Here is a 14,421-nt window from a genome sequence, read left to right on the forward strand (position 1 = left end):
ACGCGTTTCTTTTCGGCCTCGCGGGCTTCAACTCAGGGCACCAATGCGGCCCGCTTGAGCACATCTCGGAGCTCGGCGGCGAGGGGGGCCTCCACGGCCACCTTCGCGCCGCCTTCGGGATGCGGGAATTCGATGCGCTCGGCGTGCAGGAACAGCCGTTTGAGCCCCCAGCGCGCCCGCACGTCGCGGTTGAAGGCGAAGTCTCCGTACTTCTTGTCCCCGGCCACCGGATGTCCGATGGCGGCCAGATGCCTTCTTATCTGATGCGTGCGCCCTGTCTCGATGGCGCAGGACAGGAGCGCCGCCTCGCCCGACTGCTTGACGACCTTCCACCGGGTGACGGCCGCCTGCATGTTCACCCCACGACGGGCCTTGGACTCGGCCGTCTGCTGGTGCTCCGCCAGGGGCAGGTCGATGACGCCCGAGTCCCGGGGCATCTTCCCCTTCACCAGGGTCAGGTAGCGCTTGCGGGACAGGCCGTGGGTGAAGACCTCGGTGAAGTGCACCATGGCCGGGCGCCGCTTGGCCACCAGGATGACGCCGGAGGTCTCCCGGTCCAGCCGGTGTGCGGGCGAGGCCGCGAAGTCGTTGCGGACGGCCTTGGGCCCCAGGTAGGCGCGCACATAGTCCACCAGCGTCCCGCCGGTGATGCCGCTACCGGTATGGACGGCCATTCCACTGGGCTTGTCCACGGCCATGAGCCAGTCGTCCTCTCGAAGGATGACCAACCGGCTGGGGTCCACCGGCGGTGGAGGGGGGTCCACTTTCGGACGTTCCGCCCCCACGAGCTGCTGCTCGTCGCCGCGGATGGTGAGCACGTCTCCTTCGGACAGCAACTGCTCGGGCTGCGCACGCTTCCCGTTCACCCGCACCTTCTTGGTGCGAATCATCTTGAAGAGGTGGCTCACCGGGACATTGGGGAGCCGTTTGCGCAGGTGCTTGTCCAGCCGCATCCCGGCGGTGTCGGCTTCGATTCGGTACTCGATCATTTGTGCTGGCGCATGGACCAGACCATACGAATAATCCCGGGTCCATGGCGAAAGCCCCCAGTATCGAGAAGCTCCTCCAGAGTGGCTCGGCGGAATGGAACCGGATGCGCAAGTCCGGCCAGGTCGCCACCGACCATACCGGCGCCACCTTCACTCAACTGTTCTCCGCCAACACGGACCTGTCCGGGCTGGGCCTCATCGGCTCGGAATGGGACCGGTGCGACCTGTCCAAGGTCAACTTCCGGGACGCGGACCTTTCCAACGCCTACTTCCACGGCGGCCGGCTCCAGGACTGCGACTTCCGGGGTGCGAACCTCGAAGGCGCGACGTTCGAAAAGCTGAAGTTGCTGCGGTGCGACTTCACGGGCGCCAAGGGGCTCGAAGACATCGAGATGGACGACGTGGACATGGACCGCGTCGTCGGTCTGGATGGCGAGGAGGCCCCGCCGCCGCCACCGCCGCCCGCCCAGGGCATCACCGCCTTCACGCGTGAGCAGCGCGAGAAGGCCCTGGGCGTGCAGGCCGCCGCGGCGCTCCAGGGCGAGCCCGTCAGCGACGAGCTGCCGCCCTTCCGGCCCCAGGACCCGCCCGGCTCGCTCTTCTTCCGGGCGCTGAAGCGGATGGGCGTGCCCCCGCTGTGGGTGCTGGACGTGCCGGGCCTGCGCCCGCTCCTGCCGCAGCGGCTGCCCCCGGGCAGCTCGCTGGAGACGCTCTACCGCGAGGCGGTGAAGACGCGGCTGGAGAACAAGAAGCCCGCGGCGGACCCGGCCGTGGTGGACCGCGCGCAGAAGGCGCTGCGCATGGGCGCCAAGGACGCCCCGGTGGCGGCCATGTACCTGCGCGAGGTGGGTGTGCTGCCCCTGTTCCGCTTCGCCGCGGCCCAGGTGCTCAAGGGTGCGCTGAGGGAAGAGGTGGACGTGGATGACCTCACGGGCTCCATCGACCCCCGCACCACCGGCGCGCTCCTGGAGCTGCGTTTGACGCACGAAGTCGTGGAGCACCTGCAGGAGGCGCGGCGCCGGCTGGCGGCCACGCAGCTCTACACGTCGCTGCTGGAGGCGGGCTTCAACCCGGAGAACAACTGGGACGAGGCGCTGGACTCGAGCGACGCGTCGCTGGAGCTGGCGCAGCTCGCCACGGGGGATGACCGCAACGCCCTGCTGGAGGGCTTCCAGGTCTTCGCGGCGCTGCCGGACGAGGCGCGGCTGCGGCGGCTGGCCTACCTGGCCGAGTCCGTCACCAACCTGGAGCTGGTGAGCCGGCTGCCGGAGGGCATGGAGCCGTCGTGGCTCAACGGCCCCGAGACGCGCGAGTGCCACGACCGGGAGATGACGTACGTCCAGTCGCTGAAGGCGGAGGAGATTCCCGCCAAGGTGGCGGCGCTGGCGAAGGAGGAGCTGGGCGTCCCCGAGGGTGAGGTTCCCGAGGAGAGCGAGGGCGACCTCTTCGTCCACCTGCGCTGTGACGTGTGCGGCAAGGAGAAGCTCATCGTCCAGTCGCCGGAGGAGTAGCCGTCCGGAGCAGGTCGATGCCCGCGGGGCCGCGGGGTCCGGGAGGTGCTCCCGGACCTGGCGGCCCCGTGGTGTTTCTGGCGGACGGGGTTACCGGCCGCCCCGGCCCTCAGCCCTGCGCCAGCGTGACGCCAGGGAAACCCAGGGGTTCAAAGGGCGCGTAGTCCCGGCGCCGGGCCAGGTCTGGGCAGAACCGGTACTCGGGCGCCACCTTCAGCCCCAGGGACTCGGCGATGTGCAGCAGCGCCAGTCCCTCCACCAGCACGTAGCGGTTCGGCTTGAAGGTGTAGTCCCGGGCCAGCGCCGAATCTCGCCAGGGGTCGGCGATTCGCTTCATCCGGGCGGCATGCGCGTCGAGGAGCTCCCTGAAGGCGCGCTCGAACGCCTCCGAGTCCCGGACGAACAGCGCCTTGGCCACATCCAACCGTGCGTCTGTCCCTCCTTCGAGCGCGCCCTCGAACTGCGCGAGCAAACGCTCGAGCGCGGCGGGCTCCGGTTGAGGAAGCGCGATGAGCAGGTGCAGGAAGCGCGCATAGGCGAAGTCGTCCGCGTACTCCTCTCCCTGCGTCCAGGTCTGGGCCGAGAGCGAGGCCAGCCCTCGTGCCAACGGCCATTGCGCCGCGGCCACGGCATCCAGGAAGGCGTCATTCAGGCTCGCCCGGCGGTATGACGCATTCGCAGCGCCACCGCGCTCCAGGAAATACCTCCAAGTGAGCGCTGACTGGATGAGCCCGTGGAAGAAGCCGTCGATGTCCGCGTCCTCCAGCAGCAGGCAGATGGCGTAGGCGCGGTGGTGCCGCGCCAGGTCCAGGTAGACGCGCCCCTTGCTGTCGACATCGGGCTGCTGCGAGGCGCTCTCCGCCAGGGCTCCAAGATACAGGATGAGGTCTTCCTTCAATCGCGTCAGCGCCACGGCCCCCCCGTTCAATAAGTGAACGTGCCAGGCGGCACGAACTGGATGCCCGTCAAGCCCGCTTCGTTGACGCGCCCCATGACATCGTCTCGGAAGAGAGGGCGATGGGGGAAGCGGCGCATCCTGAAGAGCGAAACGTCCGCGTCAATGCGCTGCGCATCCAGCACCAGCCGGTCGATGCTGATGAACACCTCGCGGTTGATGGGGTTCTCATCCGCGACGGTCTTCTCCATGTCGATGCAGTCCTGAAGCACGACCTGGTGCACGATGAAGAAGGGCCCCTTCTCGACCCGGCCCTTGTGGTTGATGACAGAGACGGGGAGAAACTCGTTGTTCTTCAAGGGCTGAGCTTCCAGCACCGCTCGCGCCCGAGCAGACGCAACGAGCAGGCCATTCATGTTCTTGATGAAGTCCTCCGTCCGAATGTCATTTGGGAACTCCTCGCTCATCTCGAAGCGAGCGTCGCGAGGAAACCCATCCTTGCGCGAGAGCCCGTCGAACAACTCATAGTCCCGCTCAACCCCCAGCAACGCCCCCAGGCGGCACGCGCCTCGCCCTATCCTGGCCAGCCCCAACACGTAGCTCATTGCGTCCTCGCTCCTGCTCATTTTCGGAGGGGGTCAGATGTCGCTTCCATCACGTAAGGCTCGTGCCAGTCCGTCGCCTCCGGGTCATTCTGGCGTTTCCATTGCTTGATGCTGGTGCTTCTGGACTTCAGGCGCTGTCGAAACCTGGTTTCAAGTCGCGTGAGCGCGTCCTGCACGGCCTGGAAGGTCGCCTTGGAAATCCGGTGGGCATCCTTCTCCTTGTTGAGCACCTGCCACACGTTCTCCATCAAGGCCGAAGTCACGACGTCATTGTATTCGGTATGGCCGAATGACACGGGGAGATGGATGGCGATGGTCTCCGGGCTCATGTTGGGGCCACCTGAGACAATCTTGTCGAGCCACCGTTGCCGGAGCCGTGCTTCCTGTTCGTTGAACTTGCTGACGTACTCTCTCGCCTTCCCCTCGGGGTGCCGCAGCTCGTCCAACGTGCGCTGTCGTTGATAGTGAAGCGCGTAGATGTTGAAGCTGGGCATCCCCAGCATGTTCGAAGGGCGGTTGATGTTGTACGGCGTAATCCACTTCACCCGCTCGATGTACGCCTGATTCGGATGGTTCTCCGTGGACCGGAAGAAGGCATTCTGCGGGAGCAGGTGGTGCGCATTGGCCCAGGGGCCCAGGTATCCGTCCCCTCCGGACCTGCATGAGCGGCCGTACCGCCGATGCTCGGGCATGCCCTCGTCGTGTTTATGAAACCAGCCCTTCCGCTCCTTCATGAGTTCGTTGATATCGAGATGCGCTTCATCTGACATCTCCGCCTCCTGGGAAGGGGCCGGTCAGCACGAAGGCTCCCGCGCCTCCGTCGTCGTCCGCGCCCCAGACAAGACAATGGCGGCCAGGCACGCGCCCCAACTCGAAGGCACGCACAGCGAAACAGAGCGCGGCGGGCGCCGTCGCCGCCCCGATTTCGCCGAAGGAGAGCGCTGGGAACCACTCCGCGGGATTCGTCAGGAGCCCGCGCGAACGAAGCGTCACGAGCGCCAGTCCCCAGGCATAGGCCTGACGCTCGGCACCGTTGAGGCTCCCGATGCTCAACGCCACCTGGCGGCCGTCCACGCCACTTCCTACCAGTGCCCCCGACAGCGTCTCCGCGAGAGCCATCCCCGCGTGCGGAGCGATTGCGCCATTGGCGCGCGGTGTCGCGGTGACGCTCGGCCCCTCCAGCATGCAGCACGGGGTTGAATGTGGGCCCGCGCATCGCTCACGCCCCAAGAGGACGAAGGCGGCACACTCTCCGGGCGTGCAGCCCACGGGCTGCTGAGGAGCCTTCAAGCGGCGTGTTGCCTTGAGTGCCTCCAGGACAGGCGTATCCATGAGACTGTCGACGCCGCCCACGATGCAGTGGTCCAGGCCCCCGAGCTCCAACTGCTTCCGGGCCTCCTGGAGCGCATGGAAGTAGCCCAATCGTCCCTCGAAATACAGCCGATGCGAGGCCAGCCCACCGAGGGGCGGGATGAGCCTCGCCAGGATGGGCAGGAGGTGCCGCGCACAGCGCTGGGGCAGCGCGCCTGCTGCCTCGCCGAAGGACTCCTCCATCGCTTCGCCCTGAACGTCCGCCTCCTTGAGAAGGGCCGCTGCGCCCGCCGCGACGAGAGAACCGTCAGGCAAGGCGAGGAACAAGCCCGTCCGGGGCATGTCCAACGAGGGGACACCGCGCAAGAGGTCGCGCAGCCCCGCGGTAGCGAGCCGCACCAGGCGCGCCAGGCCGGTGAACCCTTCGGTGATGACTGGGATGACGCATCCGGATGCGGCTCGCATCTCCTGGGCATCCGCGTCCCAGACGTGGACTTCGTCGCTGGCGACGACGCGTGAAAGCCCTGCCCTGCTCGCAGCGCAACTCTCCACGGCGCTGTCTCCCAGCGGCGAGGCCATCCCGAGCGCGCACACCGAGAGGCTCCCGGGCCGCGACCGCTCGCGTGCCGCGGGCCGCGGGCTCACGCCTGCATTGCTTGGAGCCTTCGCCCACGTCACCAGCCCCTGCATTCGCTCGAAACCCTGGTCCGAGAACTTTCCAGCGAGCTGGGCTCCCACCACTTCGCGCTTCTGTTGCACCGCCCAGGCGTGCAGGGACACAACGTGGGCACCTCGGCTCCGGATGGCCAACTCCAGCGCATGCACAGGCCGTCTGCGTGCCGAGCCATGCTCCAGTGCCGCAAGAAGCGAGCTCCCGGTCCAGGCGCCGCCGGAGAGAAACCGGCCATCAGGTCGCCACTCCCGGCGTGTTCGCGACCACCACGCAGACACCTCGTCCGGTTCGGGTATCGGCAGGTCATCCTCGGGTCGCGGCCGAAGGTCGGCGTCGAGGTCTTCCTCTTCGAGTGGCACCAGGGCGTCGTCGGGCGCGGACGGTTGAAGCACGAAGCGCTCCGTCAGCTTCAACCCCGTCATCGCGGAGAAGGCCTCTCCCGCCAACCGGGCGACAGGCGCCTCGCGCCGTAACAACTCAACGCAGGCTTCCACCGCCGGCAGGCGACCGCTGAATCCCAACGCCCACAAGGCCTCCCGCGTCCACGTTCCCGATGAGAGCACGTCCACGACCCAGGTGAGCTCGCGCGCGGCTCCTCCCAATGCGAGAACCACCAATGGGAATCCCAACGGGCCTCGGCGGAGCCTCACCCGCTCCACGCACTCCGCCCAAGTCTGTCCAGGCGCGTGGACCAGGCCTGCTTCAGCGGCCGATTGCCAGACGATGTCCTCCGGAGACTCAAGCCCCCGCTGGAGCCCCCAGGAAGGCATGGACCGGGGAACACGCGCGCTCCAACGAAATGCGGCCGCCTGGACCTGCGTGTCTTCGGAGCACCACCAGGGTTGGAGGTCGAAATCCGGCCCACGCTTCCATTGCGCCAGGACGTCCATCGCGACGGATTGCGCCCACGGTGCCCCTTCCTTCACGAGTTCCCGCAGCATCGGCTCGATGCGTGGGCACGCTCGGGTGCCCAGTGCCCCGGCCAGGGCTTCTCGCTGCTCCCGGGCCCCGTCGGAGATGAACGCCGCGAGCACCCCGAGCGCGGCGGCGTCATCGCGCGCCATCAACGTCAACACGGCCACGGCCGCCCGCGCTGGCTCCTCGTGCAAGGCTGCCTCCAACAACTCCAGGACTTGCGGCGCTGTCGCCAGCCCCAATGCATCGACATGGGCTTCGAGCCTGCTCTCGATTTTCTCTACATCGACCAGGGAGAACTCCGGAGAGCACAGCGCGCGCTGCCGCCGTTCCCAGAGGAAGGCAGCCTCGTCCAAATGCTCTTCGATGTTGTCCCAGCGCATGCCTCGCCCCTGAAGTCGACGCCGAGTTCAGAACGCCTTTTCGCAGCTCAAGCAGACGGGTGTGCCGGGAGCCTGGCTGGCGGCGACCACGGGGCCCTGCATCACGGGAGACGGTGGCGCGTTCTTGTCGTTGTGCAGCATGAGGTCGAGGGCCCGGGGTACGTTCTTCCCCTCGAATTTCACGTCGAAGGAGTAGTTGACGAACTCCGCCTTTCCGCGAGTCGTCCCCGACGCTATCCCTCCGCCCGCCGTCCCCGCTTCATCCCCAGTGCTGGTGCTGAAGCACGAGTCCTTCAAGCAGACAGGGTTGCCCGAAACGGAGACCGTCTTGCTCGCGTTGCCCGTGTCTGACGCCCTGGCGATGTTCGGATACGGAATCGGGACGGGCCCGGCGGGGCTGGGCGTTTTGCAGAGGTCGGGAAACGACACCGTCACGCCCCCGCTGTCCTGGGTGATGACGGACAGACGATTCACTCCGACCGTGCTCGCCATTGCCTCTCCCAGGGCGCCTCGATGCCGCCCGGATGACGGACAGCCAGCGCCTACGAGGACATGAGAGGCAGGACCGGCTACGTGGGGTCCACGAACAGCCAGTCGCCTGTTCGAAAAGCGGAACTGCATGCCCTCCGCATCCAGAACCGCACACCGAACCGCCCTACAGGCCCATGGATGGGCCTTCGCGCAACCATCAGCGCGCAGCCGTCACGGTGCTGGCAGCACGTACGTCACCGGCCTGGGCAGCACGACCTTCACGGTGTCACCGGCGCGGATGACGCCGGGGCGCTCCACCCAGGCCACCAGGCCCCGGCGCTGCCACGCGGCCTTCACGAAGCGGCTCGCCACCTTCGGCACGTCCGGGTGATGCGCCTCGATGACGCGCCCGGGGCCGATGCAGGGCTCGTTCTCCCCTTCCACCACCAGCGTCGTGTCCTCCGGGAAGAACAGCCGCGTGCCCGGCGGCAGGTGCGTCAGCCGCGGCACGCCCGCCACCTCCAGGTTCGCGCCCAGCCACGACGCCAGCACGCGCGGAAGCGCCAGGGCCTGCGCCACCTCGGCCAGCTCCTCGGTCGACACCAGGGAGAACTGCCGCGTGTTGCGGATGGGCGTGCCCTTGGGAAACCACGGCGTGCGCACGTCCGCCGCCCGCGTCAGGCCCGCGTGCCGGTCGCCCTCCAGCCCCTCGAAGGACACCCGCGCCTCGGGCAGCTCCTTCGTCACGAAGCTCTTGCGCTCGGTACACACGAGGACGTGCACGATGCGTCCTTCCAACTGCGGCGTCTTGCGGGCCATCACCGTCCTTCTACCGAATCCAGCCGTCCGCCGCGCGTCAGAACAGTCCGAGCTGCTGCGGCTTCCCACCCAGCGGGCGCGCATCCATTCCCGCGTCGCGCAGCGCCTGCGCCAGCTCCTCCGCGAAGCCGTGACACGTCAGCACCTCCCGCGCCCCGGTGGACTTCGCGTAGCCCACCAGCCCGGGGAAGTCCGCGTGGTCCGACAGCGGGAAGGCCACATCCGCGCCGTAGCGCCGCACCGCGCCCCGGTCCACCGCCCACCCTGTCAGCACCGCCGTCGCCCGAGGCCACAGCGGCGCCAACGCCCCGCCCCGCGCGTGGTGCGGAGGGAAGAAGAGCACCTCGCCCGGCTCCACCTTCCCGTCGTAGCAGCGCAGGTTCTCAATGGGCACGCCCAGCTCCGCGTAGAGCTGCGCCACCTCGTAGATGGAGGAATGCGCCACCAGCGGGAAGCCACGTCCCGCCAGGTGCTTCATCGCCTCCTGGCTCTTGCCCAGCGGATAGCCCAGCAGCACCGGCACGGCGCCGCGCTCAAGCTGCATCCGCAGCCACGCCTCCACCTGCCCCAGCACCTCCGGACGCGGCGGGAAGCGGTAGCGCGGATGACCGAAGGTGGACTCGATGACGAGCGTGTCGCACTCGGCCACCTCCGTCGCCTCGGCGGTGAGCGACGGCGCCACGTTGAGGTCCCCGGTGTAGACGATGCGGCGCCCATCTGGCCGCGTCACCCGGAGCTGCGCGCTGCCCAGGATGTGCCCCGCCGGCAGCAACTCCAGCACCAGCGGCCCCAGCTCGAAGGGCTGCCGGAAGGGCACCTCGCGCGGCTCACGCACCGGCCCCAGGCGGTGCGCCATGAAGCGCAGCGTCGCCGCCGTGGCGATGGTGCTCTCGTGCCGGGCGATGTGGTCCGAATGCCCGTGACTCACGAAGCACAGCGGTGACTTGCGCTTCGCGTCCAGGGACAGGGGGGTGCCCGACAGGTGCATCCCGTTTCGCCGCAGCTCCACACTCATGGGAAGGGCCCCGGGTATAGCGCGTCCACGCGCCCGTGGCCGCCCTCACTTCACCGCCCTGCCCGCCCGGCTGGTGGCCAGGCCCGGCACAGCCATGCGCGCGAGGCTCTACCGCGCCGGCACCCGCGCGCGCCACCAGTCCCAAGCCGCCGCGCCCACCTCCGACATCAGCACGCCCGACAGGATGAGCGCGCCGCCGAACCACTCGCGAGGCCCCAGCACCTCGTAGCCCAGCAGCACCGAGTACAGCGCGGCGAACACCGACTCCAACGAGTAGATGAGCGCCGCGCGCACCGCCGTGGTGCGCGCCTGCCCCCAGGTCTGGATGCTGATGGCCACCGCGCTGGCGAACACGCCGCAGATGAACACCGCGCCCACGAAGGACGGATGCCACGCCACGCGCCGCTCCACGAAGGGCAGGCACAGCGCGGACAGCAGCGCCACCGTCCAGAGCTGCACCGCCACCAGCCCCATCACCCCCTGCTTGGGCGCATGCCGCTCCGTCATCAGGATGTGGCACGCGTAGGCCACCGCGCAGCCCAGCGACAGCACGTCTCCGGATGTCAGGCCGCCGCTCTCCAGCCCCGCGTCCGGCTGCGTGAAGAAGTAGAGCCCTACCGCCGCCAGGCCCACGCCAAGAAGCGAGGTGAACTTCGGCGCCTTCCGGTAGAGCACCATCGACAGCAGCGGCACCAGCAGCACGCACAGCCCGGTGATGAACGCCGAGCGCGAGGGCGTGGTGGTGGTGAGCCCCACCGTCTGCAGCGAGAAGCCCAGGAAGAGGAAGGTGCCCAGCATCGCGCCGCTGCGCAGGTTGCGCGCCGTCAGCACCTGCCGCCCAGCCAGGACGCTCAGCACCGTCGCGCCCACGAGGAAGCGCAGCGTGAGGAAGCTGAAGGGGTCCCCATGCCCGAGCGCGTCCTTCACCACCACGAAGGTGATGCCCCAGAACGAGGTGATGAGCGCCAGCGCCCCATCCGCGCGAAGCCGCTGCGCGCGCGAAGGAGGCTCCGTCGCGCCCCCCAGCATGTCGGACGTCGAGGTGCTCATGTTCCTGTTCCACCGGAGAGGATGACGCCGGGCGCGCCACGGACGTCCCGCCGGCCACGGCCGCGGGCTTTTTGACGCAGCCCGGGCGGCCGCGCAACCTCCGGCGGCGCACCTACAGGACGCGCTCGACGACGACCAGCCGCTTGGAGCGGCCCGTGGCGTCCCAGGCCTCGTTGGCCTCCCGGGTGAGCGCCTCGCCCGCCCGCTGGAACCCCAGGCGTTCGAACGTGCGCAGCGACGCCGTGTTGTCGTCGTCCACGTCCGCCAGGACGCGCGGCTCGCCCTGCCGCCGGGCCTCCGCCATCAGACACTCGAGGAGCCCCGTGGCCACGCCCATGCGCCGCACGCGGGGCGCCACCACCAGCGAGCGCACCCAGACGCCCTCCAACTGCAAGCCTTCCTGACGGTACGAGTCCACCCAGGCGAAGCCATGCATCCGCCCCTCGGCGTCGAAGGCCCCCGCCGCGGCGCCCCGGCGCTGCGCGTCCGTCAGCCCCCACCGTTCGCGGAGCTGACGGCGCAGGAAGCCGGGTGACACCACCAGCCGCTCACTGGCGAAGGCCAGGAGCGCGTCCAAATCGCCCGCCGTCAGGAGCCGCACCTCCAGCGGCCCCACCAGCCGGTGGCGGAGCGGCAACGACCATCCGGAGAAGAGGAAGTCCCACACACCCCGAGACACTAGCCGGGTCCGGGGCCAGGCCCACGCCGTGGACGCGGCCTGTTGCGCCAGCCACAGCGCCGGGCGCAGGGGCCTGGGCAGGGGCAGCACCCACCGCCCTCTCCGGAGGGCCACCACCCGGCCCAGCGTCACGCCGCCCGGGGCATCCTGGGCCCCCAGCAGCGAGGCCGTCCGCCAGGGCTGCGTGGACACCACCACGTGCGCCACCAGCTCGCGGCCCTGCCGCATCAGCGCCACGTCGCCCGAAGCCAGCGCCCCCGGGCCACAGCGCATCACCCGCACCGAGTCCCCGGCCCGCAGCAACGGGAACAGGCTCCGGCCCGCGCCCCGCACCCACAGCCGGTGCCCCGGAGGCAGCGCCTCCAGCACGTCCAACAGCACCTCTGCGGAGGAGGCTTTGCGCGAAGGCATGCTCCCAGCCTCACGTGCCCACCGGCCCTCTGGAGCACGCGCGAAATCTACCTGTTGCCCGGTGCACACACCAACCGCTGGCGGAGCCCACCCGCGTCCGCGCGCCCCCCGCGGAGCGCGGGAGCGCAATAAGAGGAGGCCGCGCGCGAAGCGGGACAAGGAGGCCCCATGGACACGGCACAGGAAGGTTCGATGGCGCCCCGGCCCGGCTGGTGGAGCCGCCACTGGCGCTGGGCCCTCGCGCTGGGCTGCCTGGGGATGCTGGCCTCCTGCATCGGCCTGGGCGTGCTCGCCACCTACCTGGGCTTCTCCTCCCTGGGGCAATCCGACGCGCACCGGGAAGCGGTGGCCATCGCCAGCGGGGACGCGCGGGTGCGCAGCGCGCTGGGGACGCCCATTGAGAGCGGCCTGCCCAGACGCAGCTCCGTGCAGAGCCGCAATGACGTCTCACGCGCGCAATTCGCCCTCCCGCTGGAGGGCCCCGACGGCGAAGCCACGCTGCACGCGCAGGGCGAGAAGCGCGGGGACGGGCCCTGGCGGTTCAACAACCTCATCGTCGCGCTGCGTGACGGCACGTTCATCGACCTGCTGCGCGCCGAGCCCCCACAGCGACCCGAGCTCCCCCTGCCCGCCGAGCCGCCCTACGCGGACGAGGCCCCCGAGCCCGGAGAGGAAGCAGCGCCGCGCGACGCGGGCCGCGAAATCGACCTGTGAAAAAGCGAAGGGGCGGCGCGGGGAGGTTCCCCACGTCGCCCCTGCTTGCTTCAGGGCACGGCCGTGCCCGTCGGGACTACTTCAGCTTCGCCAGCTCCGCGCGCAGCTCGGGCAGCACCTTGAAGAGGTCCGCCACCACGCCGTAGTCCGCCACCTGGAAGATGGGGGCCTCCGGGTCCTTGTTGATGGCGACGATGGTCTTCGAGCTCTTCATGCCCGCCAGGTGCTGGATGGCGCCGCTGATGCCCGCCGCGATGTAGAGCGCCGGAGCGACGACCTTGCCCGTCTGGCCGACCTGCAAGTCATTGGGAACCCAGCCCGCGTCGCACACCGCGCGGGACGCGCCCACCGCGGCGCCCAGGTCGTCCGCCAGGGCCTCGATCTCCTTGAAGTCGCCCTTGGTGCCACGGCCACCGGAGATGACGACGCGCGCCTCGGTCAGCTCGGGGCGGGCGCTCTTCACTTCCTTGAAGTCGACGAACTTCGTCTTGGAGGCCTCCAGCTTCGGGCTGAAGGTCTTCACCTCGGAGGCGCCCTCACCGCCCGCGGCGGCGGTGAACTCCGTGGCGCGCAGGGTGAACACCTTCACCGGCGTGGTCAGCTTCACGTCGGCGAAGACGTTGCCGGCCCACATGGGGCGCGTGAAGGTGATGTCCGCGCCGCTGCCGTTGATGGCCATGACGTCGGTGGCCATGGCGGCGCGCAGCTTGCCGGCCACGCGGGGCAGCAGGTCCTTGCCCTGGGCCGTGGAGGCCGCGCCGATGAAGTCCGCCTTCAGCTCCTGGGCCAGGGCGGCGATGGCGGGCGCGTAGGTCTCCGCCAGGTAGTGCTCCAGCTCGGGGGCGGCGCCCAGGTGCACGGCCTTCGCGCCGTGGCCCTTGAGCTCGTCCGCGACCTTCGCGGGGTCCTTGCCCACCAGGGCGATGTGCAGCTCGCCACCGGCCTTCTCGGCGAGCTGCTTACCCGCGGAGATGGCGTTGAGGGAGGCCTTGCGGAGGTTCCCGTCCGGCTGCTGCTCGGCGACAATGAGAACGATTGGCATTTGGATGTCTCCGTAGAGTGTTGGCGGGCGGGACGCTCAGACGACCTTCGCCTCGTTGCGCAGCTTCTCGACCAGGGTGGGCACGTCCTCGACCTTGATGCCGGCCTTGCGCGCCGGGGGCGAGGACAGCTTCAGGACCTGGATGGCCGGGGTGACGTCCACGCTCAGCTTGGCCGGCGTCAGCTCCTCGATGGGCTTGCTCTTCGCCTTCATGATGCCCGGGAGGCTGGCGTAGCGCGGCTGGTTGAGGCGCAGGTCGGTGGTGACGACGGCGGGGAGCTGGCACTCCACCGTGGCGAGCCCGTTGTCGACCTCGCGAATCACCTGCACGCTCTTCTTGTCCGCGGACAGGACGATGGCGGGGACCTTGTTCTTCTCCTGCTCGCTCTCCATGGACTCCACCTTGGAGGCGAAGGTGGCCTGGCCCCAGCCGAGGAACTCGGCGAGGTACTGGCCCACCTGGTTCTGGTCATCGTCGATGGACTGCTTGCCGAGGATGACGAGGTCCGGACTCTCCTTCTCCACGACCTTCTGGAGCAGGCCCGCGATGCCGAGCTGATCCAACGGGCCGGTGTGGTTCACCCACACGGCGCGGTGCGCGCCCATGGCCAGGGCGTGCCGGAGCTGCTCCTGCACTTCCTTGCCGCCGATGGACACCACCACGACTTCGCCCTGGTGCTTCGCGACGAGCCGGAGGCCTTCTTCGACGCCGATTTCATCGAAGGGGTTGATCTTGTACTTCAGCCCCTCCTGAACGATGCCCGAGCCATCCGGCTTGACCTTGATCTTCGACTCGGGGTCTTCCACGCGCTTGGCGGTGACGAGGATCTTCACGGCGGTGCTTCTCCTTACGGGAGAGGAGTTTGGAATTCGTGTGAACAGCCTGGGTTAATAGGCATCCGGGCGTCACGGCGGCAATGGGAAACGGCCGCCGGACG

At 69.0% G+C, this 14,421-nt stretch carries 14 protein-coding genes; 2 read left to right on the forward strand and 12 right to left on the reverse strand.

Annotated elements, in window-relative coordinates; all coding sequences use genetic code 11:
* Positions 1–32: 32 nt before the first annotated feature.
* Positions 33–989, reverse strand: coding sequence for an RluA family pseudouridine synthase (locus MYMAC_RS28685; RefSeq protein WP_095960382.1), 957 nt, complete (start codon positions 987–989; stop codon positions 33–35).
* 44 nt (positions 990–1,033) lie between these two features.
* Here MYMAC_RS28685 and MYMAC_RS28690 point away from each other — a divergent pair, with 44 nt between their 5' ends.
* Complete coding sequence (locus tag MYMAC_RS28690; protein WP_204816993.1) at positions 1,034–2,500, forward strand: pentapeptide repeat-containing protein; 1,467 nt, start codon at positions 1,034–1,036, stop codon at positions 2,498–2,500.
* Positions 2,501–2,609: 109 nt separating this feature from the next.
* On the opposite strand, the gene MYMAC_RS28695 is transcribed toward MYMAC_RS28690, so the two are convergent.
* The 9 genes from MYMAC_RS28695 to MYMAC_RS28735 form a co-directional block, all read right to left on the reverse strand.
* Positions 2,610–3,413, reverse strand: coding sequence for an Imm49 family immunity protein (locus MYMAC_RS28695; protein WP_157757569.1), 804 nt, complete (start codon positions 3,411–3,413; stop codon positions 2,610–2,612).
* A gap of 11 nt (positions 3,414–3,424) precedes the next feature.
* The gene (locus MYMAC_RS28700) at positions 3,425–4,000 is read right to left on the reverse strand and encodes an imm11 family protein (protein WP_157757570.1); all 576 of its coding nucleotides are present in this window, start codon (positions 3,998–4,000) and stop codon (positions 3,425–3,427) included.
* A gap of 17 nt (positions 4,001–4,017) precedes the next feature.
* Positions 4,018–4,770 carry a hypothetical protein gene (locus tag MYMAC_RS28705; RefSeq protein ID WP_157757571.1) on the reverse strand — a complete coding sequence of 251 codons (753 nt, stop codon included), beginning with the start codon at positions 4,768–4,770 and terminating at the stop codon, positions 4,018–4,020.
* Complete coding sequence (locus tag MYMAC_RS28710) at positions 4,760–7,282, reverse strand: TIGR02270 family protein (protein ID WP_095960387.1); 2,523 nt, start codon at positions 7,280–7,282, stop codon at positions 4,760–4,762. Before MYMAC_RS28710 ends, MYMAC_RS28705 begins: the two co-directional genes overlap by 11 nt.
* Before the next feature lie 27 nt (positions 7,283–7,309).
* Complete coding sequence (locus tag MYMAC_RS28715; RefSeq protein WP_095960388.1) at positions 7,310–7,774, reverse strand: DUF4150 domain-containing protein; 465 nt, start codon at positions 7,772–7,774, stop codon at positions 7,310–7,312.
* Between the two features lie 210 nt (positions 7,775–7,984).
* Positions 7,985–8,572 carry an MOSC domain-containing protein gene (locus tag MYMAC_RS28720; protein WP_095960389.1) on the reverse strand — a complete coding sequence of 196 codons (588 nt, stop codon included), beginning with the start codon at positions 8,570–8,572 and terminating at the stop codon, positions 7,985–7,987.
* A 37-nt stretch (positions 8,573–8,609) separates the two neighbouring features.
* Positions 8,610–9,587 (reverse strand): MBL fold metallo-hydrolase, encoded by a 978-nt coding sequence (locus MYMAC_RS28725; RefSeq protein WP_043710432.1) that lies wholly within the window; start codon positions 9,585–9,587, stop codon positions 8,610–8,612.
* A 108-nt stretch (positions 9,588–9,695) separates the two neighbouring features.
* Positions 9,696–10,637 (reverse strand): DMT family transporter, encoded by a 942-nt coding sequence (locus MYMAC_RS28730; RefSeq protein WP_013938389.1) that lies wholly within the window; start codon positions 10,635–10,637, stop codon positions 9,696–9,698.
* Positions 10,638–10,749: 112 nt separating this feature from the next.
* The gene (locus MYMAC_RS28735) at positions 10,750–11,727 is read right to left on the reverse strand and encodes a GNAT family N-acetyltransferase (protein WP_095960390.1); all 978 of its coding nucleotides are present in this window, start codon (positions 11,725–11,727) and stop codon (positions 10,750–10,752) included.
* A gap of 168 nt (positions 11,728–11,895) precedes the next feature.
* Here MYMAC_RS28735 and MYMAC_RS28740 point away from each other — a divergent pair, with 168 nt between their 5' ends.
* The gene (locus MYMAC_RS28740) at positions 11,896–12,441 is read left to right on the forward strand and encodes a cytochrome c oxidase assembly factor Coa1 family protein (protein ID WP_095960391.1); all 546 of its coding nucleotides are present in this window, start codon (positions 11,896–11,898) and stop codon (positions 12,439–12,441) included.
* Positions 12,442–12,517: 76 nt separating this feature from the next.
* Here the strand turns inward: MYMAC_RS28740 and MYMAC_RS28745 are convergent, their stop codons facing one another.
* Together MYMAC_RS28745 and MYMAC_RS28750 are read right to left on the reverse strand one after the other, a co-directional pair.
* Positions 12,518–13,483: an electron transfer flavoprotein subunit alpha/FixB family protein gene (locus MYMAC_RS28745; protein ID WP_013938386.1), complete on the reverse strand. Its 966-nt coding sequence runs from the start codon at positions 13,481–13,483 to the stop codon at positions 12,518–12,520.
* A 36-nt stretch (positions 13,484–13,519) separates the two neighbouring features.
* Positions 13,520–14,317, reverse strand: a complete 798-nt coding sequence (locus MYMAC_RS28750; protein ID WP_095960392.1) for an electron transfer flavoprotein subunit beta/FixA family protein — start codon at positions 14,315–14,317, stop codon at positions 13,520–13,522.
* Positions 14,318–14,421: the final 104 nt, after the last annotated feature.

Source organism: Corallococcus macrosporus DSM 14697, assembly GCF_002305895.1.
In the GTDB taxonomy this organism is placed as follows: Bacteria; Myxococcota; Myxococcia; order Myxococcales; family Myxococcaceae; genus Myxococcus; species Myxococcus macrosporus.